General features: G+C 64.8%; 26 protein-coding genes and 2 pseudogenes. 13 read left to right on the top strand and 15 right to left on the bottom strand.

All coding sequences use genetic code 11. The features are described from left to right. Positions 1 to 60: 60 nt before the first annotated feature. The 6 genes and pseudogenes from ACI2JO_RS19590 to ACI2JO_RS19565 all read right to left on the bottom strand — a co-directional run bounded on the left by ACI2JO_RS19590 (position 61) and on the right by ACI2JO_RS19565 (position 4722). Entirely contained in the window at positions 61 to 1014 is a 954-nt protein-coding gene (locus tag ACI2JO_RS19590) for a replication initiator protein A (RefSeq protein ID WP_024021610.1), read from the bottom strand. Beyond that, entirely contained in the window at positions 1011 to 1358 is a 348-nt protein-coding gene (locus ACI2JO_RS19585; protein WP_108350282.1) for a hypothetical protein, read from the bottom strand. Before ACI2JO_RS19585 ends, ACI2JO_RS19590 begins: the two co-directional genes overlap by 4 nt. Beyond that, a complete protein-coding gene (locus ACI2JO_RS19580) occupies positions 1358 to 2011 on the bottom strand; it encodes a ParA family protein (protein ID WP_064311330.1) in 654 nt (217 codons plus the stop codon). The genes ACI2JO_RS19585 and ACI2JO_RS19580 overlap by 1 nt, the downstream gene beginning before the upstream one ends. A gap of 72 nt (positions 2012 to 2083) precedes the next feature. Beyond that, positions 2084 to 2327, bottom strand: a pseudogene (locus ACI2JO_RS19575) (transcription elongation protein SprT); the annotation flags it as partial. A 193-nt stretch (positions 2328 to 2520) separates the two neighbouring features. Then, positions 2521 to 3750 (bottom strand): chromate efflux transporter, encoded by a 1230-nt coding sequence (chrA, locus tag ACI2JO_RS19570; RefSeq protein WP_024021613.1) that lies wholly within the window; start codon positions 3748 to 3750, stop codon positions 2521 to 2523. A gap of 12 nt (positions 3751 to 3762) precedes the next feature. Then, complete coding sequence (locus ACI2JO_RS19565; RefSeq protein WP_232318433.1) at positions 3763 to 4722, bottom strand: chromate resistance protein ChrB domain-containing protein; 960 nt, start codon at positions 4720 to 4722, stop codon at positions 3763 to 3765. Between the two features lie 85 nt (positions 4723 to 4807). Between ACI2JO_RS19565 and ACI2JO_RS19560 the strand changes: the two genes are divergently transcribed. The 4 genes from ACI2JO_RS19560 to ACI2JO_RS19545 all read left to right on the top strand — a co-directional run bounded on the left by ACI2JO_RS19560 (position 4808) and on the right by ACI2JO_RS19545 (position 7231). Then, the gene (locus ACI2JO_RS19560; protein WP_148564657.1) at positions 4808 to 5173 is read left to right on the top strand and encodes a Rap1a/Tai family immunity protein; all 366 of its coding nucleotides are present in this window, start codon (positions 4808 to 4810) and stop codon (positions 5171 to 5173) included. 17 nt (positions 5174 to 5190) lie between these two features. Then, complete coding sequence (locus tag ACI2JO_RS19555) at positions 5191 to 6123, top strand: DUF1259 domain-containing protein (RefSeq protein ID WP_037531219.1); 933 nt, start codon at positions 5191 to 5193, stop codon at positions 6121 to 6123. 3 nt (positions 6124 to 6126) lie between these two features. Then, positions 6127 to 6468: a Rap1a/Tai family immunity protein gene (locus ACI2JO_RS19550; RefSeq protein ID WP_024021617.1), complete on the top strand. Its 342-nt coding sequence runs from the start codon at positions 6127 to 6129 to the stop codon at positions 6466 to 6468. Positions 6469 to 6841: 373 nt separating this feature from the next. Next, the gene (locus ACI2JO_RS19545; RefSeq protein ID WP_232318599.1) at positions 6842 to 7231 is read left to right on the top strand and encodes a hypothetical protein; all 390 of its coding nucleotides are present in this window, start codon (positions 6842 to 6844) and stop codon (positions 7229 to 7231) included. A gap of 289 nt (positions 7232 to 7520) precedes the next feature. On the opposite strand, the gene ACI2JO_RS19540 is transcribed toward ACI2JO_RS19545, so the two are convergent. The 4 genes from ACI2JO_RS19540 to ACI2JO_RS19525 form a co-directional block, all read right to left on the bottom strand. After that, positions 7521 to 8102, bottom strand: a complete 582-nt coding sequence (locus ACI2JO_RS19540; protein ID WP_064313107.1) for a hypothetical protein — start codon at positions 8100 to 8102, stop codon at positions 7521 to 7523. Between the two features lie 155 nt (positions 8103 to 8257). After that, a complete protein-coding gene (locus ACI2JO_RS19535) occupies positions 8258 to 9319 on the bottom strand; it encodes a BsuBI/PstI family type II restriction endonuclease (protein ID WP_064313106.1) in 1062 nt (353 codons plus the stop codon). Continuing rightward, positions 9316 to 10968, bottom strand: coding sequence for an Eco57I restriction-modification methylase domain-containing protein (locus ACI2JO_RS19530; protein ID WP_084445768.1), 1653 nt, complete (start codon positions 10966 to 10968; stop codon positions 9316 to 9318). The genes ACI2JO_RS19535 and ACI2JO_RS19530 overlap by 4 nt, the downstream gene beginning before the upstream one ends. 125 nt (positions 10969 to 11093) lie before the next feature. Further along, a complete protein-coding gene (locus tag ACI2JO_RS19525; protein WP_064313104.1) occupies positions 11094 to 11669 on the bottom strand; it encodes a recombinase family protein in 576 nt (191 codons plus the stop codon). A gap of 173 nt (positions 11670 to 11842) precedes the next feature. Here ACI2JO_RS19525 and ACI2JO_RS19520 point away from each other — a divergent pair, with 173 nt between their 5' ends. The 7 genes from ACI2JO_RS19520 (at position 11843) to ACI2JO_RS19490 (ending at position 20788) form a co-directional block, all read left to right on the top strand. Beyond that, positions 11843 to 12841, top strand: a complete 999-nt coding sequence (locus ACI2JO_RS19520) for an efflux RND transporter periplasmic adaptor subunit (protein ID WP_093334457.1) — start codon at positions 11843 to 11845, stop codon at positions 12839 to 12841. Continuing rightward, on the top strand, positions 12841 to 15942 hold the full coding sequence (locus ACI2JO_RS19515; protein WP_064311342.1) for an efflux RND transporter permease subunit: 3102 nt from the start codon (positions 12841 to 12843) through the stop codon (positions 15940 to 15942). Before ACI2JO_RS19520 ends, ACI2JO_RS19515 begins: the two co-directional genes overlap by 1 nt. Beyond that, positions 15939 to 17315: an efflux transporter outer membrane subunit gene (locus ACI2JO_RS19510; protein WP_064311341.1), complete on the top strand. Its 1377-nt coding sequence runs from the start codon at positions 15939 to 15941 to the stop codon at positions 17313 to 17315. The genes ACI2JO_RS19515 and ACI2JO_RS19510 overlap by 4 nt, the downstream gene beginning before the upstream one ends. A 10-nt stretch (positions 17316 to 17325) precedes the next feature. Then, positions 17326 to 18000: a response regulator transcription factor gene (locus ACI2JO_RS19505; protein WP_064311340.1), complete on the top strand. Its 675-nt coding sequence runs from the start codon at positions 17326 to 17328 to the stop codon at positions 17998 to 18000. A 272-nt stretch (positions 18001 to 18272) separates the two neighbouring features. Beyond that, positions 18273 to 19346, top strand: coding sequence for a sensor histidine kinase (locus tag ACI2JO_RS19500; RefSeq protein WP_404722176.1), 1074 nt, complete (start codon positions 18273 to 18275; stop codon positions 19344 to 19346). Between the two features lie 21 nt (positions 19347 to 19367). Then, complete coding sequence (locus ACI2JO_RS19495; RefSeq protein ID WP_084445283.1) at positions 19368 to 20144, top strand: hypothetical protein; 777 nt, start codon at positions 19368 to 19370, stop codon at positions 20142 to 20144. Positions 20145 to 20191: 47 nt separating this feature from the next. Beyond that, a complete protein-coding gene (locus tag ACI2JO_RS19490; protein ID WP_064311338.1) occupies positions 20192 to 20788 on the top strand; it encodes a DedA family protein in 597 nt (198 codons plus the stop codon). A 51-nt stretch (positions 20789 to 20839) separates the two neighbouring features. On the opposite strand, the gene ACI2JO_RS19485 is transcribed toward ACI2JO_RS19490, so the two are convergent. From ACI2JO_RS19485 to ACI2JO_RS19475, 3 genes are all read right to left on the bottom strand, one after another. After that, on the bottom strand, positions 20840 to 21202 hold the full coding sequence (locus tag ACI2JO_RS19485) for a hypothetical protein (RefSeq protein ID WP_198161973.1): 363 nt from the start codon (positions 21200 to 21202) through the stop codon (positions 20840 to 20842). Between the two features lie 165 nt (positions 21203 to 21367). Further along, positions 21368 to 22243, bottom strand: a complete 876-nt coding sequence (locus ACI2JO_RS19480) for an ImmA/IrrE family metallo-endopeptidase (protein ID WP_064311336.1) — start codon at positions 22241 to 22243, stop codon at positions 21368 to 21370. Continuing rightward, entirely contained in the window at positions 22243 to 22563 is a 321-nt protein-coding gene (locus ACI2JO_RS19475; RefSeq protein WP_064311335.1) for a helix-turn-helix domain-containing protein, read from the bottom strand. Before ACI2JO_RS19475 ends, ACI2JO_RS19480 begins: the two co-directional genes overlap by 1 nt. Positions 22564 to 22699: 136 nt before the next feature. Here ACI2JO_RS19475 and ACI2JO_RS19470 point away from each other — a divergent pair, with 136 nt between their 5' ends. Both ACI2JO_RS19470 and ACI2JO_RS19465 read left to right on the top strand, forming a co-directional pair. Further along, positions 22700 to 22918, top strand: coding sequence for a hypothetical protein (locus ACI2JO_RS19470; protein WP_084445280.1), 219 nt, complete (start codon positions 22700 to 22702; stop codon positions 22916 to 22918). A gap of 283 nt (positions 22919 to 23201) precedes the next feature. Next, positions 23202 to 23468, top strand: coding sequence for a DUF3892 domain-containing protein (locus ACI2JO_RS19465; RefSeq protein ID WP_084445276.1), 267 nt, complete (start codon positions 23202 to 23204; stop codon positions 23466 to 23468). Positions 23469 to 23499: 31 nt separating this feature from the next. On the opposite strand, the gene ACI2JO_RS19460 is transcribed toward ACI2JO_RS19465, so the two are convergent. After that, positions 23500 to 24228 carry a DUF6118 family protein gene (locus tag ACI2JO_RS19460; protein WP_093334460.1) on the bottom strand — a complete coding sequence of 243 codons (729 nt, stop codon included), beginning with the start codon at positions 24226 to 24228 and terminating at the stop codon, positions 23500 to 23502. A gap of 6 nt (positions 24229 to 24234) precedes the next feature. Next, a pseudogene (locus ACI2JO_RS19455) lies at positions 24235 to 24773 on the bottom strand (Ti-type conjugative transfer relaxase TraA); the annotation flags it as partial.

The raw sequence follows: 24773 nt of genomic DNA, 5'->3' as shown, positions 1-24773 counted from the left end.
ATCGCTGGCCGGTGTGTGAAACCCCGATAGTTGGGCTTGCGGTGTGTGAAACCCCGATAGTCAGCGGCGGCCGGCAAGCCGGTCCATCTGTGCATCGACTTCCTCGGCCCGCTTGCGCTCGGCGTCGAAACGGGCGCGCCGCTCCTCCTCGGCGCGCATTCTCTCGGCGAGTGCCAGTGCCTCGGCCTCGCCGCGGAGCCTGAACAACACGGCCGGGCTTTTGTCCGTCGTCTCGGTCAGCTCCATCGCATAGTCGGGGAGCTGGTCGGCCTCGATCACCCGCCGAAGCATCCGGTTGAACTCCTTGGGCTGGGCATCGCTGCCGGTTTTGTCGCGAAGCACCTCTACCCGGCAAGTCCACCCACCGCGCTGCGTGCCGGCGTGCTTTCGCGCGATACGATAGAGCGCCCGCTCCAACCCTCCGGAGAGTAGGAAATAGTCGGGGTGCATGGTGAGCAGCGACTTCTCGTTGACGATGCCCTCATAGACCCAATCCGAGAGGGTCAGCGTCATGCCGCGCGGCTGCTCCGTTTCGGCGTCGGTGTCGAAGGTCCAGCTGTCGAGCCAGTTGAAGCCAGCCTTCTGCCGGCGCTTCGTCGCGCGGATCGAAGTTGTGATCGAAGTCGTCTGGAGCCGGAGGAGCGCAGCTTGCAGCTCCTGATAGTCCCTGCCCCCTGTGCTGCGCTTGATCGCCCGCAGTAGGTCGTAGGGCGTGGTTGTCAGCGTGCGGGGCAGATCGTTCAGCCCCTGCTGCTTCATGCGGTTGAGCGTGGACGCGGCCCATATCAGGATATCGGCGTCCCAGATCGTGGCCATGCCGTAGTCGGGAATGGCCTGCACGCGCACCCAGGCCTCGCCATCCGGGCTGCGATACTCGATCGGCTTCAGCCGCTTGCGCTTCTGGAGCGAGAAGAACGGGCGCTCCATGACCTCCCGCTGGTCCTTGAGCGGAAGATCGCCGAGCGCCGGAATGAACAGGTCGAACTCGGGATTGGGATCACGCCGCTTGCTCACGGCGCGAACCTGGTGTGTCCCCGCTGGACCAGATACTGGCGCAGCAACCGCTCGGTGATGACGGTAAGGGGCTCCCCGCCCTCCTCGACGCTGAGCTGGCGCAGTGTGCGGTGCATGTCTTCGGGAATGTGGATCAGCACCGGCTTCTTGCCAGGATGGCTGCTGCGCCGGGCAGGTACTGCCGGGGCCGACGTGTCCGCCGCACGCCGCGACCGACGCGGGACGGCAGGCTGCGGCGCGGGAGTTGCATCGGCAACGGGAGCCGGTGCCGGTGCCGGTGCCGGTGCCGGTGCCTCGGGCTCGTCATCGAAGATGCCGGCGAGCGCGGAAGTTTTCTTCGCCATCATCTAACCTCGCTTACTTGCTTAGTCGTAAAGCCGCTTAGTCGCTTAGCCTCATCATAGGCGGCGCGCAACTCGGTCGCCGCCTTGCTGTCCGGGTCCGTCTCGGCCGCCGTTCTGCCGAGCGGCGTGGCCTTGTAGAAATCCTTGCGGAAGTGGAGGCGGCTGTCGAACATCGTCACGCCCTTCGCCGCGAAACCGGCATGGGCCTCCTGCCCCTCCCCGCCCTGATGCGGAACCTGCGTCAGTATAACAGCGAACGGCGTGCCTGCCTGCTGCACCTGCTTGACGGTCTGCAACACCGAATGAACGTCCAGCCCTCGCGGCGCGACAGGGATGATGACGAAATCCGCCTGCTCGGCTGCGAGCATGGCAATGTCCTTGGAGTTCGCCGGCGTGTCGATGATGATGAGGTCGATCTTGCCGCTGCTGCGCCCGCGCGAGACGTGGAGCGGCAGACCGGCAACGCTGCTGTCCTTCACCATCACGTCGTCCTCGTCGCGGCGTTCGGACCAGTAGAGCGCCGATCCCTGGCGATCGTCGGCATCGAGGATAACGACCGACGCCCCCTCCCGCGCCGCCTCGACGGCGAATCCGGTTGAGAGGGTGGTTTTGGATTGCCCGCCCTTTTGCGCGATGACGGCCCATACTTGCATAGCTGCTGCTCCTACTAAGCGGCTAAGCGGCTTATGGAGCTTAGCCGCTTAGTCGTAAAGGGCATTAGTCGCTTAGTCACGTCCGTCCTCAGTTTCGTCGCCGATCAGATCGTGGCGCATCGGGCCATGCCCCCTCAACCGGGCACAAAGGTGCGCCCACTGTCTCCAGCCATTTGCGCGCGGTCCTGACGGTATAGCCGCACGTCGAGCACTCGCATTTCAGCATCCGCGCCGCCTGCTTCCTGGGCCGAGTGGTCGCGCTGCCTGTATCGAGTCTGGCATGGGGGAGGTGACCGACCGCAGCCAAGATCGCCGCTTCACGCGAGAACGGCCGCAAGAGCGGGTAGCCTCGGAAACCGCTGGCTGCTGGAGCCTAAAAGGGCGAAAAGCAGTTTGTCGCTTAACAGCTTATTCGCTTAGTCAATGTCGCAAATATTCTGACTTCCCAGCGTCGCCGCTTCTGCGACAACGCTGGGGCGAGAAGGAACAGCCTTAGTCATCAACAACCGTCAGCTCAGCGCAATGGCACCGATTGCCGCCCCAATCGCCAGCACAACCGGCGTGGCGAGCTTGCTCTTCCACCGGTACATAATCGCCAGCGAGACCGCGAAGATGAGCGCGCTTACGATCAGGTTCGGCGTGCGTGCGCCCGTGGTTCGGGCAAGATCAACAACGGTGACCACAATCAGGCCGACGACGCCGGCCGCCACGCCCGCCAGGAAGAGTTGCAATCGCTTATGTTCGACCACCGCTTCCAGTCGATCGTAGAGCAGGAGCGAGAACGCGAAGGCGGGCAAAAACATGCCAGCGGTCATGGCAAGCGCGCCAGCAAGGCCGCCGCTGATCCAACCCACGAAGGTAGCGAAGATCACGAGGGGGGCTGGCAGGATGCCCGACAGACCCAAGCCATCAAGGAACTGCGCGTCGGTCATCCATCCCCGGCCGACCGTATCGTTGCGGATGAACGGGATGGCGGTGTAGGCTCCGCCGAAGGTCAGGAGTCCACCCTTCAATCCCGCCCAGAACAGCGCGGCGATGGCAGGCGCTGGTTCCTTGGTGCCCGTCATTATTTCGGCACCCCCGGGACTTCCTGCCCAGGTCAGAGCCGCCAGGCCAACGGCAAGCGCGACCACGACCGCGGCGAGCGCGTAGCGCCCGGTTGATCCGAGCGCGTAGGCCGCGCCGGCCGCCGGAAGCACGATCCAGAAGCTGACGCCGGCGAGCGAGGCGGCCGCCGCCGCAATCGCTGCGGCCCAAAGCCACGGGTCGAACAAGATGTGCTCACCGATGCGATGGACCGCGCGGACAATGACGGCGATCACCGCTGCTTGGATGCCCAAGAATGCGGCTCCGAGGAGCGTTCCTTGAATCGGGAGCCGCGTGTACGCCCAGGCAAGCGCGAGCATGAGCACGAGGCCGGGCAACATAAAGCCGAGCCCTGCCAGAAGGCCGCCCAGTCGCCCCTTGGCGCGGATGCCGAGATGGACGCAGAGTTCATGCGCCTCCGGCCCGGGAAGCACCTGCATAACTGCGAGCAGCTTGTTGAATCGGTCGCTGGGTATCCAGCGTTCCTCGTCCACCAGCTCGCGCCGGATCATTGCGATCTGCGCTACGGGGCCGCCGAACGCCATCATGCCGAAGCGCAAGAAGCGCAAGAATAGCGCGGGATAACTTAGCTCTGGCGGCTGGGCTTCATCCAGAGCCGCGCTCGCCGGGGCAGGATGTTCGATGCTCGACATGTCCTGCTCCCCTTATGCGCCGCGTCGCTTGGTGAAATGTGCGTAGAAGCCATCGAGCGCGCCCGACCCTTGGGCAATGCGCTCGTTGTCGCCGTCGGTGCTCGCGCAGATGCCATTGATGAGCGCGGCGATGCCGGCGGTCTCCGGCCTACCGAACTTGTCGTCGGCGATGTCGAGGTCGTGGATGATCTCGGCAAGTGCAACGAGCGCCTGATCGCCGTCGAGCCCCGTCCGATATGTCAGCGTTTCGAAGGTGCAGTGGTCGCCTTCGTGCGTGAACTCCGCGTCCGCCATGTCGAAGCGAAGCTCGCCGGGCTCGGGCTGGTAGTCCTTGCCGTCCACGAACTTGAAGCTGGGGCTCGGGTCGATGAACCGGCGGATAAGCCAGGCCGAGGCGATGCGATCGACATGCACGTGCCGGCGCGTGACCCAAGTGCGGCCTTTCAGCTCCGCCGGCGTCAGCTCCGGCGCTCCCGGCCCGCTCACGTCCGGGTGGCGGCCGGCGCGCCCCTCCGCTTGGGCTATCGCGGCGTCCGCCGCCTGCCGTCCATGCGCGCCGAAGAAGTCGACCGCTGCGATCTCGTCCAGGCGTTTACGCAGGCGGCGGACGTCGGCGGACGACACGTATTCCGCCTTGGCGATCATACGCGCTTCGCGCGCCAACTCCTCGTAATCCGCGTCGCGGGCCGCGTCGAACACGGCGCGAAGCTCCGCATCAACCATCCCCTCAACTAGCCGGGCTTTCAGGATCAACGCCTCGCCACCCCCTGCGGTGATCTCCGCTCTGAGTTCCTCGAAGAGCGCGCGGGTGTCGTCGCGAGCAGGGAGCGCGTGAACGGCATTCTTGAGGGGAGCGGCTCCCATTGCTTGCAAGCGCCGCCAGACCCGCACGCGCAGATAGGCGGGCTTGGCCGGGAGCTGTGGGATCAGGAGCAGCCAGTCACGGGGCTCGGGCGAAGAAGCATCAGCCATGAAGCAACTGTAACATAGCGACGCAACGAACGTACACTTGTATCGTTTGCTTGGGTGGATTAAAAGTTGGGGTGAGGAGACCGCAATGCGAGCTGTTGGATCAGGTGCTGCCGCCATGCTGGCGTGCCTGGCGTGCCCAGCGGCCTCGTCTGCCGCGGCCCAACCTCGCTATGAGACGGTTACGCAGTTCTATCGGACGTGTGTCGACGAGACGAAAAGGAAGGTGAACGGTCGGTGCGAAGCGTATCTCGCTGGTGCCGCCGAGACGCTTTCCGCTTTCGGCAACGGCGGCAGCGAAGCCGGAATCTGCGGCCGGGGCGTCCGATCGGGCGAGCTGAGCCGTATCTTCCCGGCGTGGGCGGTAGAGAACCGTCACGCAGCCAACCTGCCCCGGTTGGCGGGTGTGACGATGGCGCTACGCCAGCGCTTCCCATGCCGACAAACCAATTGAGATCGAGGAGAGAAGCATTGCGTCACTTGTTGCTCCCGCTGGCGATCGCGCTCGCCGCACCGGCCGCCGCCCAGACAAACCCGCAAGCGACACCGCCCGAGGCGCACGGCGACAGGTGGGCGCTCGTGGACAAGAGCCTCGGCCGAGCGGGAACGACGCAGCCCGACGGCGTTCGCCGGTATGGGTTCCCGCGCAGCGATCTTAACGTCCAGCTCGACGGTGTGGCAATCAAGCCGGCGCTTGCCCTCGGCTCCTGGGCGGCGTTCCACCCCATGGGCAATGACGTGATGGTCATGGGTGACCTCGTGCTGACGCATGAGGAGGTAAATCCGGTCATGAGCCGGTTGCTGGCATCCGGCTTCACGATCACCGCGCTCCACAACCATCTGCTTCGTTCCGCGCCCGCGACCATGTACATGCACATCGGCGGCCATGGTGACCCCGTGAAGCTTGCGGCCGCCCTCCGTGAAGCGCTCGCCGCCAGCCGGACACCGATGACGGCACCATCCAGGGATTCGCAACCGCCGTCCGCCGGCGCGGGGTCGTCGCAGCCAATCGCCCTCGACACCGCCGCGCTTGACCGGCTGATGGATGGCAAGGGTAAGCCCAACGGTGGGGTCTATCAGTTCAGCTTTCCCCGCGCGGAGAAGCTGAGCGACGGCGGCATGCCCGCGCCAGCGTCCATGGGCACCGCAACCGCGATCAACTTCCAGCCGACCGGCTCGGGCCGGGCGGCGATCACCGGTGACTTCGTGCTCACCGCCGCCGAGGTCGATCCCGTGCTCCGCGCACTACGCGCGGGGGGCATCGAGGTCACCGCGCTTCACAATCACATGCTGGATGACCAGCCCCGGCTCTTCTTCATGCACTTTTGGGCGAATGACGACGCCCAGAAGCTCGCACGCGGGCTCCGTGCAGCACTGGATAAAACCAATGTGCAACGGAGCTGACCTATGACACGAAACTGGTGGACGGCGCTGTTCGCCGCAGCCGCGCTGGCGCCTACAGGCGCGCTCGCTCAAGACGAAACGCCGAGCGATATGCAGGGTCTGGCGCTGCTCACGAGCTGCCGGGCAGGCGAGTCGGGCTGCGGAGCTTACCTTCAGGGCATCGTTGACATGATGATCGCCCAGCAGAGTGTCTGTAATCCGCCTCGTTATAACCGTCACCGGTTGCGGACCGCCTATGTGCGCTGGGCGGAAGTCAACACGTACTTCCATGACAAGCACATGATGGCGGGCGCGGAGCGCGCGATGAGTGAGACCTGGCCGTGTCCGTCGAACTCACCACGATGACGATACCTAGTGTCACAACCGGTCATTTTTCTGAACAGCCGTGCTCGACCGAGTCAACGGTGGCTTTCAGGCGCCCATCAGCGCGAGCGGAACGACAGAGAATGGATCGCAGCGGCCACGGCTTGTCGCGGAAGTCCTGATTTCTGCAGCGACGAGAAAGCGAGCTGCTTGCGACGGCGGGGCGCTGTCGTAAAAACCTGCTGCAAAAAGGTAGCGTAGGACCACCGAGCTAAGAATCAAAAAGGCCCGCCAGAGGCGGGCCTTGAGGCTCCTTTGACGATGAGGGGGGGCTTGCGCCCGCGTTCTCAAAGCCGGAGATGCCGATATAGCGATGTTGACGGCATCGTCAACTTTCTGCTGACAGGATTCAACGTTGCCCTTCACCCTCGACCAACTCCACGAGTTGCCGATCGTTATCTCCGCTCCCCGCTTCGCAACCTACCTGCAGGCGATGGGCAATGATCGGGAACGAGCACTGGAGATGTACGAGTGGAACCTGGACCTCTCCGCTGCTCTGATCGTCCCGCTGCAGGTCTGCGAGGTCGCGATGCGGAACGGCATCGCGGAAGCAATCGAAGCCGTGCACGGAGCAAACTGGCCGTGGAACAACGGCTTCATCCGCAGCCTTCCGCAACCCAAGCGGCAGACCGACTACAATCCGGCTTCAGACCTGATGCGCTGCGCTGCTCCCAACAACAGGCAAGATTATTGCCGAACTGAAGTTCGCCTTCTGGGAGAAGATTTTTACCGCTGGCCAGGATAGCCGCATCTGGAACGCCCATTTTCGTGCCTGCTTCCCTGGCGCACCGGCCGCGCAAACCATCGCACAATGCCGCGTCGTCGCTCACACCGATTTGCGCATCATACGACGGCTCCGAAACCGGATCGCGCACCATGAGCCGATCTTCACCCGGAATATCGCTGACGATTACCAGCGCATCCACGACATGATCGCCTGGCGTAGCCAGACCGCTGCCGCCTGGATGGACAACAAGCAATCGGTTCTCGCGCTGCTGCCTCGCCGACCATAGCTGCTCGCTCCTCAACGCGGCTTAAAAGCCGCGGTTGATGAGGCGTTGCACCTTCTCCATTTCCCTGGCGGCCCGCATCATTGGACTGTCCTGCAGTTCACGCATCAAACGCACCGTTGGGTTGTTCTGAAGCTCCTCGATGGCGCGCATCGTGGGGCTGTTCCGAAACTCCTCGATCGCTCGCAAGGCCGGGCTTTCCTGGTAGCGACGGGCCGCCTCCTGAGCCGCCCGCATACCCGGGCTGTTCATCATCTCCTGGGCGGCGCGGAAACCTGGCCCCAGCGCCTCCTGCATCTTCCGGTGTGCTTCCACGATGTTGCGGCCCGTGCGGGGCGAGTAGGGCGCGCTCACGCGGTGTGCCGGCATCGATGCGGCTGCACGCCTGGCCTGAGCCTCCACCATATACTCGGCCTTGCCGGCCTTCCACTTCACCTGCAGCCGCCGAATGTTCGACGGCTCGGGCTTATCGAGAGCACGCCGGATCGCGGTCGTTGGCCGAAGCGACGGGTTCGCCACGATCATGTCCGCGACCTTCTTGAGGGTGGGACCGTCGTCCAGGCCGGTGCCAACCGGCCGGCCACGGCTCCGCTTGTTGCTATTCATGGTTCATCCTTTCGTTTGCTGCGCAGCAAGATGACCGCGAAATTGGCAAGTTCAAGCGATAAGAAATCAAGATAAATAGCGAGGATAAATAGGGATGATAATTGGCATGACTGCAGCGACAGCGAGGATAATTCCCAACATTATCCTCGCTGCCGCTACGGTCGGCCGCGCAGACTCTCTCGTGCCTCGCTGAAAACCACCAACCGCTCGGGCTCTGCCGCAAACCAGGCGTAGCTACCCCATGCAAGGCTATCGACCGTCTTCTTGAACGGTCCGGCGCTACGGTCGAGATAGGCGGTCACGAACGCGACATGCTCAGCCGGGAAGCCGGCTTCGGCGACAAGCTCCTCCAGCGCGTCCTTGCGACGCTGACTGATTGGTCCATCGGTCGCGACCACCTCTACGAACACCAGCAGCGGATGCACCGGCCCAAGGTCGACTAGGATCGTGTCGGGCAGGTTCTTGTCGGCCTGGATCGCGAGGCCAATCGATCGCGCTAGCGCATCGTCGCGCGCGACCACCTTGTTCCCGCTCTCGCTGAGGAACACCACGGCAGGGGCGGTGAGAAAGGCGGGCGCAAACACCTCCACCACTGCCTTGGTGATTTCGGAACTCGGCCCCGGCTTCATTCGGCGCGTCTCCCCATTGGGGAAGGTGACAAGCACCTGGTCCGCGCTGGCGCCCGCGCCCTGGCGCACAATCGCCAATCGGGCGAGCGCGCCCTTGTTCAGCGCTTCAGCCTGCCACGTCGCAATGCGAGCCTGCAGCGCCTCGCCGGTGAGGGCAGGATCGAACAATGCGGCAAAGCTCGCCTTCAGAGCGTAGCGCGGCTTGCTCGATGTGGTGGGAAGGTCCGTGCGCTCAATCACGGCACCGATTGCCACCAGCCCCTCGCGCAAGGTCTCGTCGCGGATCGGCTCACGGGTGTTGTCTTGATACCAGCGCCGACCCTCGGTCTGGCTGCCAGTACGTAAGACCCCTGTCGCATAGGCGCTGCGGCTCGCATCATCGACAAGAACCGCCTGCTCGTCGGTCATGCGATAGACGTGCTTGGGACCAAGCATCGTCCCGCTGCCCTCGATCGCGTCGATATAGAGCGCGACGAACACCGTGCTCGCAGCCAGCATCCGGGTCAGATAGGCGCGGTTGGGCGCGCCATCGGGGAAGATCTCCTGCAGGCGGGCGTGAACGTCATCGCGGGTCAGCATCGGCATCATGGCGCAACCTGCCCATAAAGCCGCGCGAGTTCGTCCTCGATCTCGGCACTGCAGGCTCCGCGGCCAACCAGCGCCTCCACCTGTCTCATCGCCGCAGGAGAGGGCAGGGGCAGCGCCTCCATCTCAAACGCCGACACGGCAACGCTACCGTTGATGCAGCGGAAGAGCTGGTCAACGATCCGGCTGTTCAGCACCGCCGCAACCGTCGCTGGCGATACGGCAGGACGTGCGACCGGGCGGACCATGTTCAGATGGTTCTCGACCACCACACCGCCGTGCTGGGCAATGAAGTCAGCCGGCAACTCGGCCGCGATCAGCCGACGTGCCTGCTCCTTGGAGGTGGTGCGCTGAACGAGGACGCACGCCTCCTCGACCAATAGCCAGGCGTCGCCACGCTCGATCTTGAAATAGGGCGCGTGATTGCGCTTCTCGGCTCGGAACGCGAACCGGCCGTCAGCAGACACGGCTTCGGCCCATATGAGCGGATGCACGCCGCGGGCAGAGCGCTGCCGCATCTGGTCCTTATAGCGGTTCCACACCAAGGGACCGGTGGACACGCTGTAGCCCCAATCGGCAAGCCGCGCCGGCATGGCCTCCGCCTTGGCGATCAGGGCACTGTGGCGCGGCTCACGCGGCGCAAGCCAAGGTTGCGATGCGGGGGAGGGGAGCCCGATCGTGCCGTTGCGGATAAGGCGTGCCTCGCGCTCGCTCGTAACCTCGACATAATGGACCTGAGCGCGCCCGGGCTTGGCGCCGCGGCGATAGGCGGCCAGCAACGTCTCCTGCAGCACGTCCTCGAACACGCCGCGACGGGCATGAACGAAGTCGATTGCGGCCGGGGGAGCCTCCTTCGCCATCAGCTCGCGCAGCGCGGAATAGTAATGGCCGGACAGGAAACTGGTGGGGGTGAGATAGGCGATCGTGCCACCCTTCTTGGTCCAGCGCACGGCAATGTCGGTGAAGACGCCATAGAGGTTGGCGTGGCCGTAGAGGCCGCGCGCGAAGCGTTGGCGCTGCGCCGGAGTGAGGGTGACGCGCCCATAGGGCGGGTTACCAATCACCAGGTCAAAGCGGGCGCTAGGCGCCTCCTCCAGCGTGTCGGCTACGCGCACGACAGTCGGCGCGGGGCGACCTGCAGCCGAAGTCACGTCCGCCAGCAACAGCTCGATCGCGTTCTGCCCGAAGCCGGCGGCATATGGGTCCAGCTCCAGCCCGACCAGGCGCGTGCCGATCTGCCGTAGCACGAACGCCGGCTCGGCTTCGGGAAGCGCGGCAATCATCCGTTCGGCTGCAGGCAACAGGAACGCGCCCCCGCCGCTCGCCGGGTCCAGCACGCGAGCGCGGGTCCAGTCGATCCCCTGTTCCTCGGCCATGTCGAGCAAGCGGTTCGCTAGCGCCGGCGGGGTGTAGAACGCCCCCAATGCCCCACGCTCCCGTGCGGCCAGCAAGGTCGTGTAGAGGCCCGTCAGGAAATAGACGGCCTCGGTGATCGGCAGCGGTGCAGCCTCGCGGCCCACCACCTGCGCCAGCTCGGCAACGGCACGGTCGAGCCGGCCATAAGGCTTGGCGAAAGGCGCGCTGAGGCTCGCATGGGGTCGGGCTTCAGCGCTGTAAGTCTCGATTGCGACGCGGGTGAACAGCGCCGCCATGTCGCGACGCTTAGGCTCGGGAAGCGTCTCCGCCCACGCCCGCGCGAGCTGACGCGCGCGGGCTAACTCGTACCGTTGGGCTTCAAGGTCTGCAGGCAGGTCACGCGGAAGGGCCGGGGCAAGGCTCACGCGGCGATCGATCGGTTGCGATAATCGCGCAGGACGCGCTGCACCGTCGATCGCGACACGCGGAAGAGGCTGGCAAGCTGCGCCGGCGAACCCTGGCCGGATTCCGCCTTGGCGATGATCTCGGCCCGCTGCTGGCCGGTGAGGCTCGGACGGCGCCCAAGATGCCGGCCGGCTTTCCGCGCGTGCACCAGCCCGTTCATGGTCCGCTCGCGGATCATGGCGCGCTCGAACTCAGCGAAGGCACCCAAGGTCTGGGTCATAAGCCGGCCTGCTGGCGTCGTCGTGTCCACGGCCTCCGTCATCGATCGGAAGCCAGCACCTGCAGCCGTAATCGCCTCCAGCGTGAACAGAAGATCCCGCAGCGAGCGCGACAACCGATCAAGTTTCCACACCACCAGCACGTCGCCGGGCTTCAACGCACCGATCGCGCGTGCCAGCTCAGGGCGATCGGCCTGGCCACCCGATGCCTCCTCCCGAAACACCGGATCGCATCCCGCCGCGGCGAGCGCGGCGAGTTGGGCATTTAGGTCCTGATGGTCGCCGCGAGACACCCGCGCATAGCCGATTTGCATCGTGGCGTTCTGACACGGGATTCTGACACCTGTAAACCCATGGAAAAGCTGAGCTGGTTTGTTGGTGTCAAAACCGACCGGTTGTGACACCAGCCTATCGCTTCCTGCCGAACATTGGGATTTTGTATAGTCGCCCCAAGCTGCCGCCAACATGAGGCTGCTACTGTCGCGGCATGACGCCTATCCGATGCCTTCCGATCGCCACATGGCCCCTGCTGGCGATCCTGACTGGATGCGGCAGCGATCCGGCTTCACCCCCAACTCCCCCAGCCAAGGCCGCGGCGGTCGCCCACGAAAGCGATCTGCTGAAGCTCACCCTCACGACGCAAGCGCAACAGCGTCTCGGCATCCGAACGGTAAGAATTGGCGATGGTTCGGCCGCGCAAATCCGCGCGACGAGCGGCGAGGTCGTCGTGCCGGCAACCGGCGGGGCGGGCGTGCCAACGGGATCGACGAGCAACCTCGCCCAGATCGGGGTCAGTCAGGTTGCGGCCGAAGGCGAGATCGCGCGGGCGCAAGCGCAAGTGCGGCTTGCCGTCATCGCCTATAATCGTGCCGCTGCTCTAGTGCGTGAGGAAGCGGGCAGCGTCCGAGGACGCGACGAAGCCGCGGCGGCGCTCGCCACCGCGCGGGCAGCACTGGATGCGGCGCGCGCGCAACGCGGGCTGCTCGGTCCCTCGATCGCGTCGATGGGCAATCTGTCGACGCTGTGGGTGCGGGTGCCGGTGTTCGGCACCGACGTGAGCGCCATCGAACGCGGTCGCACGGCTACGGTTCGCCCCCTCGGCGACGATCGCGCCGCTCCGCGCGCTGCGCGCCCGGTCCAGGCACCGCCCTCGGCCAATGCGGTCGCGGGCACCGTCGATCTGTTCTTCGCACTCGATAATCGCGACCGTGCCTACCGCGTCGGCCAGCGCGTCGCCGTAGCGTTGCCGCTCGGCGGGCGGGCAGACGGGCTGTCGGTCCCGACCGCGGCGATCGTCCGCGACATCTATGGCGGCGAATGGGTGTACCGGAAGACTGCACCCGACACCTATGTTCGCCAACGAATCGAGGTCGCGAGCGTCGCCGATGGCCGTGCGCTGTTGTCGCGCGGCCTGGAGCGTGGTGCCGAAGTCGTGACGGACGGGGCGGCCGAGCTGTTCGGGACCGAGTTCGGGACGCCGCACTGATGCTTGCCTGGTTGGTCCGTGCCGCGCTGACCCAGCGCGTCCTCATTCTCGCGCTCGCGGCGCTGCTGGTCGTACTTGGGCTACGCGCGACCGGCGACGTGCCGCTGGACGTGTTTCCAGAGTTCGCGCCACCGATGGTGGAGATTCAAACCGAAGCTCCGGGCCTCTCCACCGAGGAGGTGGAAAGCCTGATTACCGTGCCGATTGAAACGGCCGTGAACGGCGTCCCCGATCTGATGACGCTGCGGTCGAAGTCGGTGCTCGGTCTGTCGTCGGTATCGATCCTGTTCGATCGCGGCACCGACGTGATCCGCGCCCGCCAGCTCGTGCAGGAACGGGTAACGCAGGTGCAGGCACGGTTGCCCGCCGCCGCGCGTCCCCCGGTGATGCTCCCGCCGCTGTCGTCGACCAGTCGGGCGATGAAGATCGGCATATCGTCGGCCAAGCTCGATCAGATGCAGCTCTCCGAATTGGCGCGCTGGACGATCCGGCCGCGCCTGATGGCGGTGCCGGGCGTCGCCAACGTCGCGATCTGGGGTCTGCGTGACCGCCAATTGCAGGTTCTGGTCGATCCCGACCGACTGCGCGCTGCTGGCGTGACGCTCGCCGAACTGCGCGCCGCGGCCGGCGACGCGGTGCTGGTCGGCGGGGGCGGCTTCGTCGATACGGCAACGCAGCGCCTCGCGGTCCAGCAGACGAGCGCGATCCAGTCCTCGGCCGATCTTGCCCAGGCGGTCATCAAGCAGAGCGGCGAAGCGCCGGTCCGCATCGGCGACGTCGCCCGCGTGGTCGACGGCTTCGCCGCGCCGATCGGCAATGCGATCATCGACGACGGCCCCGGCCTGATGCTGATCGTCGAGAAGCAGCCGACCGGCAACACCCTCCAGCTTACCCGTGACGTGGAGGCCGCGATCGGTGAGCTGAAGCCGGGCCTGCGCGACGTGAAGGTCGATACGACGATCTTCCGCCCGGCGACCTTCATCGAACGCTCGATCGACAACCTGACACGCGCGCTCGCGATCGGCTGCCTGCTCGTGGCCGTGGTGCTGTTCGTCTTCACCCGCGATTGGCGGCAGGCGACGATCAGTCTGGTCGCCATACCGCTGTCGCTGCTCGGCGCGGGGCTGGTGCTGCTGTGGAGTGGTGCCACGATCAACACGATGGTGATCGCCGGACTGGTCATCGCGCTCGGCGAGGTGGTCGATGACGCGATCATCGACGTGGAGAACATCGCTCGCCGGCTGCGGCTTAACCGCGAGGCGGGCAACCCGCGCTCCAATTTCGATGTGGTGCTGTCCGCCTCGCTGGAAGTGCGATCGGCGGTGGTGTTTGCCTCGCTGATCGTGATGCTGGTGTTCCTGCCGATCTTCTTTTTGGGCGGGGTCGCGGGGACGTTCTTTCAGCCGCTTGCCATCGCCTATGTGCTGGCGATTGCCGCGTCGTTGCTGGTCGCGCTGGTGGTGACGCCGGCGATGTGCCTGTTCCTGCTGCCGAACGCGCCCCTCAAGGCAGAGCGTGACACGCGGCTCGTCGGGGCGCTCAAGCGCCGCTACGCCGGGGTGCTGCCGCGCATGGTGGCGCGACCGGCGCTGGCGATGGGGATCGTCGCGGGCGGCCTGCTGCTGGCCGGCGTCGGCTACGCCGGGTTCAAGGATCAGTTCCTGCCCGACTTTCGCGAAACCGACTTCCTGATGCACTTCGTCGAGAAGCCCGGCACGTCGATCGAGGCGATGGACCGCATCACGATCCGCGCCTCCAAGGAACTGCGCGCAATCCCCGGCGTGCGCAACTTCGGCGCGCATATCGGCCGTGCGGAAGCCGCGGACGAGGTGGTCGGCCCGAACTTCACCGAGCTATGGATCAGCCTGGACGAGAATGTCGACTATGACGCCAGCGTCGCGCGTATCAAGGAAGTGATCGACGGCTATCCCGGCCTCTACCGCGACGTGCTCACCTATTTGCGCGAGCGCATCAAGGAAGTGTTGAGCGGCGCGGGCGCGACCGTCGTCGTCCGCATCTTCGGTCCCGATCAGGTCGAGCTTCGCGCCACGGCTGAGCGGGTGCGGGCCAGGGTCGCGGCGATCGACGGGGTTGCGGATCTCAAGGTCGAGCAACAGGTGCTGGTGCCGCAGATTCAGGTCCGTCCCCGGCCCGGCGATCTGGCCACGCTGGGCCTCACCGCGGGCGAAGTACGGCGACAGGCGCAAACCTTGGTCGCGGGGCAGAAGGTCGGCGAAATCTACCGCGACCAGAAAGCGTTCGACGTGGCGCTGTGGGGCGAACCCAAGGTGCGCGGCGATGTCCACGCGCTTGCCGACATGATGATCCAGACGCCTGCGGGCGCGCCGGTGCGGCTGCGCGACGTGGCCGATATCCGCATCATGCCTGCCCCGAACGAGATCAAGCGCGAGAACGGTCAGCGCCGGATCGACGTCACGCTCAATGTAGCCGGTGCGGACCTCGGCACTGTCGCGCGCGCTGTCGAAACGGCTGTGGGTCAGGTGCCGTTCGCGACCGGATACCATCCCCAGGTGCTGGGCGAATATGCGGCGCTGCGTGACTCGCGCCAGCGGCTCTGGACGACGGGGCTGCTCTGCCTGCTCGGCGTTCTGCTGCTGGTGTGGCTGGAGTTTCGATCGGCACGGATCACCGCGCTGGTCGCGACCAGCCTGCCGTTCGCGCTGGTCGGCGGGGTAGTCGGCGTGGCGCTGACGGGTGGGGTGCTGTCGCTCGGCTCGCTGGTCGGCTTCGTGACGGTCATCGGCATCTCGGCACGCAACGGCATCATGCTGCTGTCGCACTACGATCATCTCCGCCGGTTCGAGGGCGAAGCGTTCGGCCCGCGCCTGATCCTGCGCGGCGCGGAGGAACGGTTGGTGCCGATCCTGATGACCGCCGCGTGCGCCGGCCTTGCGCTGCTGCCGCTGATCGTCGCCGGCAACGCGCCGGGCCATGAAATCGAGCATCCGATGGCGATCGTCATCTTGGGCGGACTCGTCTCCTCGACCGTGCTCAACCTGTTCCTGATGCCCGCGCTCTATGCGCGCTTCGGCCGGGAGAAGCCCGCGCCCGATGCCCCGCTCGCCGGAGTTCCCGCATGATCCGCCGGTTTGCTCCGATCGCCGCGCTCGCGGTCGTGGGGTGCATGACCGCGCCTCTGCCCCCGCCGACGATCGCACCCGCGACCGCCAGGGGTGCTTTCGCAAACCTTCCGACCGCGGCGATCGGCCCGGTCCCGAATGACTGGTGGCGGCTGTACGACGATCCGGCGCTTGATCGACTGGTCGAGGCGAGCCTTGCCGCCAATGCCGATCTGCGCGTCGCCTATGCCAATCTCGACGGCGCGCGCGCGGCACTGCGGCAGGCGCGCGCCGCGCGGCTGCCGCAAACCACGATCGAGAGCGCGGGAACGATCGACAACAGCGCGACGCAACCGAGCGCGTCATCGAACGTACCTACCACCGACTACGATCTTGCCCTGACCGCGAGCTGGGATATCGACCTGTTCGGCCGCCTGCGCTCGGGCGCGCTGGCGGCGGGGGCCGATGCCGATGCTCAGGCCGCGGCGCTGGACTCCCTGCGCGTCGCGGTCGTGGCGGATACGGTGCTCGCCTATGTCGATCTGTGCGGTGCGACCCGTGCGGCGAATGTCTCGCGCGAGATAATCGCGGTTCAGGAACGCTCGGTTGGGGTGGTGCGCGACCAGCTTGCCGCTGGCGAAGTCTCCCCGCTCGAAGTCTCTCAGGCCGCCAGCCTGCTGGAATCCACCCGCGCAACGCTGGCCCCGTTCGAGGCGGCGCGCACGAATGCCCTGTACCGGATCGCAACCTTGCAGGGCCGTCCTCCCACTGAAGCGCGCGGGTTCAACATCGTCTGCAATGCGCCCCCGAAGCTCCGTGCGGCGGTGCCCGTGGGCGACGGACAGGCGCTGCTGCTACGTCGCCCCGATATTCGCGAAGCCGAACGCCGCCTCGCCGCAGCCGCGGCGCGGATCGGTGTTGCCCGCGCCGATCTCTACCCGCGCGTGAACCTAGGCGGTGCGGTCGGGCTGCTGACGGGTGGCTTCGTCGCGACGGCTTCACCGCTCATAAGCTGGGCCTTCCCCAATCAGGCCCCGGCGCGCGCACGACTGAAACAGGCCCGCGCGACCGAGCGTGCTGCGCTCGCCGGTTGGGATGTGGCGGTATTGCGGGCGCTGCGCGAAGTCGAAACCGCGCTCGCCGCTTATGACAGCGAAGTGCGTCGTAATCGTGCGCTCGATGCCGCACGCGTCCAGTCCGCGCTCTACGCGCGCCGTGCAGCCGCTCGTGTTCGGCTTGGGGATACCGCCTCGCTGATCCAGTTCGATGCCGAGCGCGCGCGGGTGCAAGCCGCGCTCGCCCAGGCACAGTCCGACCTCACCGTGGCGCAATCCCAGGTTGCACTGTTCCGGGCGCTCGGTGGTGGATGGCAGACGAACGGCCCGGCGGGTTAGAAGGGCAGTCATGCGAATCCTGATCGTGGAAGATGATGACGAGACCAACCGCTTCGTGGCCCGCGGGCTTGCGGAGCTGGGGCATCATGTCATCACGAGCACCGATGGTCGCGATGGACTATTTCAGGCGACTGGCGACCAGTTCGACGCGCTGATTGTCGATCGGATGCTTCCCGGTCTGGATGGCCTGTCGCTAATCAAGGCATTGCGCGCGGCGGGCAATATGACGCCGGCTCTCATGCTCACTGCTGTGGGCGGCATCGCCGATCGTGTCGAAGGACTGGAAGGCGGTGCCGACGATTATCTGGTCAAGCCATTCGCCTTTTCCGAGCTGGCAGCGCGCGTTCATGCCCTCGGGCGTCGTCCAGCTACCCAGACCGAAGCGAGCGTGCTCGTTATTGGTGCGATCGAGCTCGATCTTCACCGGCGCACCGTCACGCGAGACGGTCGCCGGATCGTGCTGCAACCGCGCGAATTCGCGTTGCTCGCCGAGCTGATGCGCAATCCGCGCCGGGTGATGACGCGCACGATGCTGCTGGAACGTGTCTGGGATTTCGATTTCGATCCCAAGACGAACATCGTCGAGACGCATCTGAGCCGCCTGCGCTCCAAGCTCAACGCCGGGTTCGACGATGATGCGATCGAAACCGTGCGCGGCGCTGGCTACATGGTGCGCGGCGGGTGATGACCCGCCCGTGGCGATCAACCTTCGGGCTCGTCGCTTTGGTCGCGTCCTGCTTCGCGCTTGCGACGCTTGTCATCGGCGTCGTCGCCTATGAAGTGACGCACGAAGCCCTTGAGATCCAGCTCGATCACCGCGTTGCCATCGAGACGCGCGCGCTGATCGACGAAGGCGATGACGGTCCTACTGGCGTCGCGGCTGCGATCCGCCGGCGCGAGGCGGCGCGAAGCACCGCCAGTCTGGAGTACCTGCTGGTCGACCCGGCGGGTCGCCGCGTGGCGGGGTCGCTCGACGCGACCGCCCCGACCCTGCCGGGTTATCTGGAATTGCTGCATTACCGGCGCGACGGCGAGCACCGGATCGCACAGGCCCTGACCACCCGGTTGCCTGACAGCAGCCGGCTGGTCGTCGCGGCCGATCGCGAAGTCATCGACGAGATGGATGCGACGCTGCTCAAGCTGTTCGCCGGCGCATTCGGCGTCATGCTGCTGCTCGGCATCGGCGGGGCCTGGCTGGTCGGTGCGGTGACACGCGCACGCCTCTCGCGCATCGACCGCACCGCCCTCGCGATCATCGATGGTGATCTTGCGCGACGTATGCCGCTCACCGGTGCAGGTGACGAGTTCGATCGCGTGTCGGCGACGCTCAACCGGATGCTCGACCGGATCGGTGGACTGATGGACAATCTGCGCCAAGTGTCGAGCGACGTAGCCCACGACCTGCGCACCCCGCTGACGCGCCTGCATAACCGGCTCGATGAAGCGCTATCGGCACGGGATGTGGACGAGAAACGCCAAGCGATCGAGGCCGCTGCCGCACAATCACGCGAACTGCTGGATATCTTCGGGGCATTGCTGCGCATCGCGGAGGTGGAAGCGTTGTCCCCTCGCGCCCATTTTCAGGACTTGCCGCTGGACCAACTGGTCGAGGAACTGGTCGACACCTACCGCCCCGATATGGAGGCAAGCGGCCATCTGCTCGTCACAGCGATTGCACCCGCGATCTGGACGACGGGCGATCGACGGCTGCTGCAACAGCTTATCACCAATCTCCTCGACAACGCGCTCCGCCACACCCCCCCGGGAACGACGGTTCGTGTCGAGCTGGAGCGTGATGAAGCCATTGCTCGCCTGACGGTCGCCGATGACGGACACGGTGTAGCACCCGAAGATGCGCCCCGGCTGTTCCAGCGGTTCGCGCGCGCGGAACGTAGCCGATCGTCGGAAGGTCATGGCCTGGGCCTGGCGCTCGTTGCTGCGGTCGCGACAGCGCACCGGGGCACGGCCTCGCTGCTCGCGCCGCCCGGATTTGGTGTCGCTGTCGAACTCCCGATCCGCGGGAATGACTGATTTGGAAGTCGGGAACACATGATGACGATCGGCGACAGGCGCGAACTTTTGAGCAAGGTGCCGGCGATCACGCTGGGTTTCTGGATCATCAAGATTCTGGCGACGACGCTCGGCGAAACCGCCGGTGATACCGTCAGCATGTCGATGAACCTGGGCTATCTTGTCGGCACCGCGATTTTCCTGACGGCGTTGATCGCGCTGGTCTGGTGGCAGGTGACGGCGACGCGTTTCCACCCCTTTCTCTACTGGGCGACGATCATCGCATCGACGACCGCGGGAACGACGATGGCGGACTTCGCCACGCGGTCGTTGAGCATCGGCTATACCGGAGGTTCGGCGCTGCTGCTCGGATGCGTGCTGGCGTCCCTGTTCGCTTGGTATCGCACCCTTGGCTCGATCTCGGTCGATACCGTTCGGGGATCCAAGGCGGAGCTGTTCTACTGGCTCACCATCACCTTCTCGCAGACGCTCGGCACGGCACTCGGTGATTGGACAGCGGACACCGGGGGCCTCGGCTATCTGGGTGCAGCGGCGATCTTCGGCGCGATGCTGGCGATACTCGCCGGCCTCTACTTCTTGACGAAGGCAAACCGGGTATTCTTGTTCTGGGCGGCGTTCATCCTGACCCGGCCGCTCGGCGCGGCCGTAGGCGATTTCCTCGATAAGCCGATCGCAAAAGGCGGGCTCGATTTCAGCCGCCCGCTCGCTTCGGCAGTGCTTGCGGCGGCCATCCTGGCCCTCATCCTGATCCTGCCACAACGCGCAGGCCAACATCCTGGTGAGAACAGAGCCGGGTAAATTGAACCGGTTTCTCGCCACGACAAACCGCTATTGAAAGACTGCCTGTGTTCGATCGCCTAATCGAGTTTCTTAACGAAGCCGGCTACCTCGGCATTGCCGTGCTGATGTTTCTTGAAAATGTGTTTCCGCCAATCCCCTCCGAAATCATTATGCCCGCTGCCGGTTTTGGCGCGGGGCAAGGGCGATTGAGTCTGTTCGGCGTGATCGTGGCTGGTACGGGCGGCTCGGTCGCGGGCGCGCTGTTCTGGTATTATGTCGGCAAGTGGATCGGTGCCGATCGGTTGCGGCGCTGGGCGGGGCGGCACGGGCGCTGGCTGACGCTTGCACCACGGGACATCGACCGCGTGGACCGCTGGTTCGATCGACATTCCGGCAAAGCCGTGTTGCTCGGCAGGCTCGTCCCCGCGCTGCGAACGCTGATCTCGGTACCAGCAGGCGTGTTCGGTATGAGCCTACCGCGTTTTCTGCTGTTCACGACGCTTGGAACCGCGCTCTGGACGACACTGTTAGCAGTGGCCGGCTACCTTCTTGAAGGGCAATACCGGATCGTTGCCGCCTACCTGAATCCGATTACCAACATCATCGTCGGGCTGGTGATCGCCGCATATCTCTATCGGGTGGCGACGTGGCGCGCCACCTAAAGTCAAAACCGGAACGGTTGTGACACCTCGGCCGATGCGGGTCGTTCTCGTCTAGGCTTGCCGGGTCAGAAGCCGGCAAGCAAGATGCCTCTCTCCCCATCGGGTTGCGAAAGCGTCCGATATGACCTTCCAGTCGCCGCCTGCGCTGCTCACACCGTGGTTTACCCCCATGCAGGAGCATTGGCACTCCTCGCCCTGGGCCGCCCAACAGGCAGGCGCGCATTTCTCCTGCTCACGGTAGGGCTGGATGATGTAGACAATGCCGAACTTGTCGAGGCAGGCGCGAACCAGCTTGTTGAACCACGCCTGCGGCAGCTCCCAATGCTTTGCCTTTGCATCCCACTCCGGGTTCTTTCGACCGAACGATCCAAGCCAAGGCCGGTTGGTAAGGGCATAGGGCAGCCGCGCCAGCAACGGGTTTCCTGGTCCGCGACGATACAGAACAGGGATCGCGCCCTGATTCCAGATTTGCCGTAGCTGGTCCTCAGTTCCCTCGCTCACGTCTGGTCTGCTGCCCTCGTCTAGGTGAAAGCCTCATCGGCAAGATGAGCCGTTCTCTTAGGCATTGAAAGCCGATGATTATGCCCGCTGCGAAAGCTGTCGATTGAACCGGTCAAATGTATCCTCTTCGTCAACCTCCCAATCAGCATATCCACCTTCAACGTCGTCAAAAACAAGAAGCGAGATGGTCATTTCATAGCGATCGGCGAAGATCGCCATTTCTCTTACGTCGGTTGATGCGCCCCATATCTGTCGATCGAGCATTGCCCCGCGAGTGGCATCAGGGAGGATCAAGGCCGGCTGGGCCGCGAGCGATCCGACCGGCAGCTCCATCCCCTGCGGGAAAAAAATCCGCCTCTTTTTCGCACTCGTGCTTCGCCAGCACCAAAGCACAAATCCATTCGTGGCGACGACGAGGGCAGCACATTTAGGGGTGAAATCCAGCCATTTGATCGCTGCGGCTGTCATCGAAACGCCATAGCGGTCGGCGCATTGGCGCAGCAGCTCCAACGTCATCTCATCTCCGCCAACCTGAGCACGATAGTCGTTGATCGGCATGAGAAGGTAAGAGGCGAAGGCATCGGCCTCTTGTTCGATCTTTCGGCGGACGGCATCGCGATCAAGCCCCAGCACTCGCTCCTGCCCACATTCAAAACCATCGGGACTAAGTGCGCGGTGGACGAGGTAATGCCCCAGCTCATGGGCTAGGGTGAAGTTGATCCGACCAGCAGAAATGATGTTGGGATTGTAGAGAATGGCCCATTTTCCGCTTTTGCGTAGCGGAAACAGGGCACCCTCAAAATGATCGACCTCCGCCTTTTCGATCTTCTTGATGGGATCGGGAAAGCGCTGGGTATAGTCCATCGCGATCGTCACGACCTCAACCGGGAATCTTGGTCCCCATGCCTGGGTGAGGAAGTTCGCCCAAGCTATCGGTTGGGTCGGATCAGGCATTATTCGTCATCCAACACATCGAGGATGCGCTTCAACTTTTCCTTCACGTTCGGATCGGCTCCCTGGTATTTGCGATAAAACGCCTCGTCGAACTCATCGACGGTAGCATTGGTACGATCTTCGTCGGCCAGAAACTCTGGCGTGACGCCTAGCACGGCAGCGATGCGGTTCAGCTTTTCGCCGGATGGGCGGGCAACCGGCTTGTTCTCAATTTCCCAAATGTAGCTTTTACTGCTGCCGGTGGCCTGCGCGAGCTGGTCGAGGGTGAGACCCTTTTCCTGTCGCAGGTCGCGAACCTTACGACCCAAGGTTGATGACATGGTTTCTCCGTGAAAATTTGCCTGTTCGGTGCTACCATCACATTTCCTACTTGAACAGCGAACTCGTAGTTGCCATATATCCCGTGCCGGTAGTCCGAACTCCGCCGGCAACCCTTAGGTTGACGGGAGATTGAAGATGGCAGGTAAAAAAGGCGGCGGCGGACATTTCCGCAGCGCGATCAGCGGGCGCTTCGTGACAACGGGTCACGGCAAAGCAAGCCCCCGCACAACGGTCCACGAGTCCAATAGCTCGGGTGCCAGCTCGGGCGCGCATTTCCGCAGTGCAATCAGCGGTCGTTACGTGACGACCGCTCACGGCAAAGCGAGCCCCCGCACCACCGTGCGTGAAAGCTGAGGGAGGCTGATATGCAATTTGAAGGCGCTGTGCTCCGCGAACAGGGAGTTACGTTCGCGATCGTCGTCGTGAAGCGGCATGTCGTGGACAATCGGACCGAAGCTCAATCGGCGATCCGGTCATTCAGTCCGGTGTTCCCAGGCGTGCCGGTCGTGCTCATGGCGCAGGATTCGTCAGGGCGAGCGACCTATTTCGGTCGGCCTGACATTACGCGGTTCATGTCGCACGTGTCGCCCAGCCGCGTGCCCTGGAAACGTTACACTCTCAATTAGGAGCTACAATCATGGCCGACGTTCAAGTCACTTGTATTAACAAGCAGCCACGCAATAGCACTCATGAAGGTATTACCCATCTTGGGGGCAATGGCTGGAAGTGGACACGCAACGAGGTAATCCAGTCAATTCGCGGCAAAACGAATACATTCTTCACTCGCGTCAACGGCACACGCGCTGATATTGGCGTCGTTGATGGGCAGAACGGGCCTTACGTTCGCACCTATGCTGACGGGAAGTGGAACGATAATCTTCTCGCTTTGCCGGAATGTGCCTGACGGAGTTTAGACTCCTCTAGCGCTCGCCCCCCTAACGCACAGGCGCGACCCGGATCGTGCATCGCACCGTCTCACGCGTTCGGGCTGCGGCCTTGCTGCATCCTTCGATCGCCTCACGGTTGGCCGTCACGATCCTGTCGGCCCCGACGATGGCGCGGAACGCGGTCGGGCTGGCGCTCTGCATCATCCGCTGCCCTGCTTCCCAACGGGGAAGGTCGAGCGTCCTTGCCGCCATGCGCTCGGGCCATTGCCAGCTCGCCGGCGCGACCTCGCGCGCGACGAGGCCGGGCAGGACCGCCCATGCCAGGATGCCTATCGCCGCCCCGCCCAGCCCGAACCACAGCTGCCGGTTCTTCTGGTCGGCCCGCGTCCATGCCGATCCGGCGATGGCGCGAAGCTCGGCCATGACACGGGCCTTGTCCTCGCCGGCCTTGGCGAGCGCCGCCTGATCCTCACGCCGGGCAGCGTTGCCCGCTGCGGCGATCCGCTGCGCCATCTGCTCGGGGGTCATCGCCAGCGCCGGACTCCGCGCGATCACGTCGTTGATGACCGCGATCCGGTCCGCCGTGGCGTCCACGCCCTGCTGCATACGCCCCAGCGTCTCGGAATAGTCGGGCACGTCGATATGCGCCCGCTCGGCCGCCAAGCCCTCCACAGCACGGCGTAGCAACGCCAGCTCGCGGTCCTGGCCTTCGATCACGGCGCGCAACCGGTCGAACGCCTCCGCCGGATCGCCGCCTTCCTGAATATCGTCGTCCATCGTCACCTACCGGCTCATGCCACGGTCGCGGTCCCGCCCGATGCTGACCGACTGCGCCAATTCCTGCCCGATCGACCGGCCACGTTCCATGCTCAATGCCAGTTCGGGGGCGCGTCGCTGCAACACGGATTCGAGCTGCGGGTCGCGATGCAATCCGCCCGCGATGCCCTCCATGCGCTTGCCCAGCTTCTCCGCACCTGCATGGTCGCCGGCACGCTCCATGCTGGCGCGCGCTTCCATCATACCCTTCCACTGCTCCACGAACCGGCCGGCGCGCTTCTCCGGATCGATGCGGACCTGACGCTCTGCCTCCATCGCTTTGGCCGCGCCGCTGATGTTGCCCCCCGCGGCCTGCTCAATCAACTTCGGATCGCGCGACAATGCCGATGCGAGGTCGCGTGCGGCATGGGGCCGGACCTGGTCTAGCGCATCGCCGGCCTTCGCCAGCTTCTGTTCTTGGTGCGCCAGCACCGGCAACCCCTTGTCCTTCATCCGGTCTATATCGGCTGCGGCGCGCCCATAGCGTTCGATCGCGCGGGCCTGCG

This window comes from Sphingomonas sp. NPDC079357 (genome assembly GCF_044901155.1).
GTDB lineage: Bacteria > Pseudomonadota > Alphaproteobacteria > Sphingomonadales > Sphingomonadaceae > Sphingomonas.
Note: the sequence above shows the minus strand (reverse complement) of the source record. Positions and strands in the feature narration are given on the sequence as shown.

Coding starts and splice junctions, on each gene's coding strand:
- ACI2JO_RS19460 (WP_093334460.1), bottom strand. CDS start 24,228: ATGGACGACGATATTCAGGAAGGCGGCGATCCGGCGGAGGCGTTCGAC.
- ACI2JO_RS19540 (WP_064313107.1), bottom strand. CDS start 8,102: ATGAATAGCAACAAGCGGAGCCGTGGCCGGCCGGTTGGCACCGGCCTG.
- ACI2JO_RS19535 (WP_064313106.1), bottom strand. CDS start 9,319: ATGATGCCGATGCTGACCCGCGATGACGTTCACGCCCGCCTGCAGGAG.
- ACI2JO_RS19515 (WP_064311342.1), top strand. CDS start 12,841: ATGCTTGCCTGGTTGGTCCGTGCCGCGCTGACCCAGCGCGTCCTCATT.
- ACI2JO_RS19465 (WP_084445276.1), top strand. CDS start 23,202: ATGGCCGACGTTCAAGTCACTTGTATTAACAAGCAGCCACGCAATAGC.
- ACI2JO_RS19560 (WP_148564657.1), top strand. CDS start 4,808: ATGCGAGCTGTTGGATCAGGTGCTGCCGCCATGCTGGCGTGCCTGGCG.
- ACI2JO_RS19475 (WP_064311335.1), bottom strand. CDS start 22,563: ATGTCATCAACCTTGGGTCGTAAGGTTCGCGACCTGCGACAGGAAAAG.
- ACI2JO_RS19470 (WP_084445280.1), top strand. CDS start 22,700: ATGGCAGGTAAAAAAGGCGGCGGCGGACATTTCCGCAGCGCGATCAGC.
- ACI2JO_RS19580 (WP_064311330.1), bottom strand. CDS start 2,011: ATGCAAGTATGGGCCGTCATCGCGCAAAAGGGCGGGCAATCCAAAACC.
- ACI2JO_RS19495 (WP_084445283.1), top strand. CDS start 19,368: ATGACGATCGGCGACAGGCGCGAACTTTTGAGCAAGGTGCCGGCGATC.
- ACI2JO_RS19480 (WP_064311336.1), bottom strand. CDS start 22,243: ATGCCTGATCCGACCCAACCGATAGCTTGGGCGAACTTCCTCACCCAG.
- ACI2JO_RS19525 (WP_064313104.1), bottom strand. CDS start 11,669: ATGCAAATCGGCTATGCGCGGGTGTCTCGCGGCGACCATCAGGACCTA.
- ACI2JO_RS19520 (WP_093334457.1), top strand. CDS start 11,843: ATGACGCCTATCCGATGCCTTCCGATCGCCACATGGCCCCTGCTGGCG.
- ACI2JO_RS19550 (WP_024021617.1), top strand. CDS start 6,127: ATGACACGAAACTGGTGGACGGCGCTGTTCGCCGCAGCCGCGCTGGCG.
- ACI2JO_RS19510 (WP_064311341.1), top strand. CDS start 15,939: ATGATCCGCCGGTTTGCTCCGATCGCCGCGCTCGCGGTCGTGGGGTGC.
- ACI2JO_RS19585 (WP_108350282.1), bottom strand. CDS start 1,358: ATGGCGAAGAAAACTTCCGCGCTCGCCGGCATCTTCGATGACGAGCCC.
- ACI2JO_RS19505 (WP_064311340.1), top strand. CDS start 17,326: ATGCGAATCCTGATCGTGGAAGATGATGACGAGACCAACCGCTTCGTG.
- ACI2JO_RS19530 (WP_084445768.1), bottom strand. CDS start 10,968: ATGGCGGCGCTGTTCACCCGCGTCGCAATCGAGACTTACAGCGCTGAA.
- chrA (WP_024021613.1), bottom strand. CDS start 3,750: ATGTCGAGCATCGAACATCCTGCCCCGGCGAGCGCGGCTCTGGATGAA.
- ACI2JO_RS19565 (WP_232318433.1), bottom strand. CDS start 4,722: ATGGCTGATGCTTCTTCGCCCGAGCCCCGTGACTGGCTGCTCCTGATC.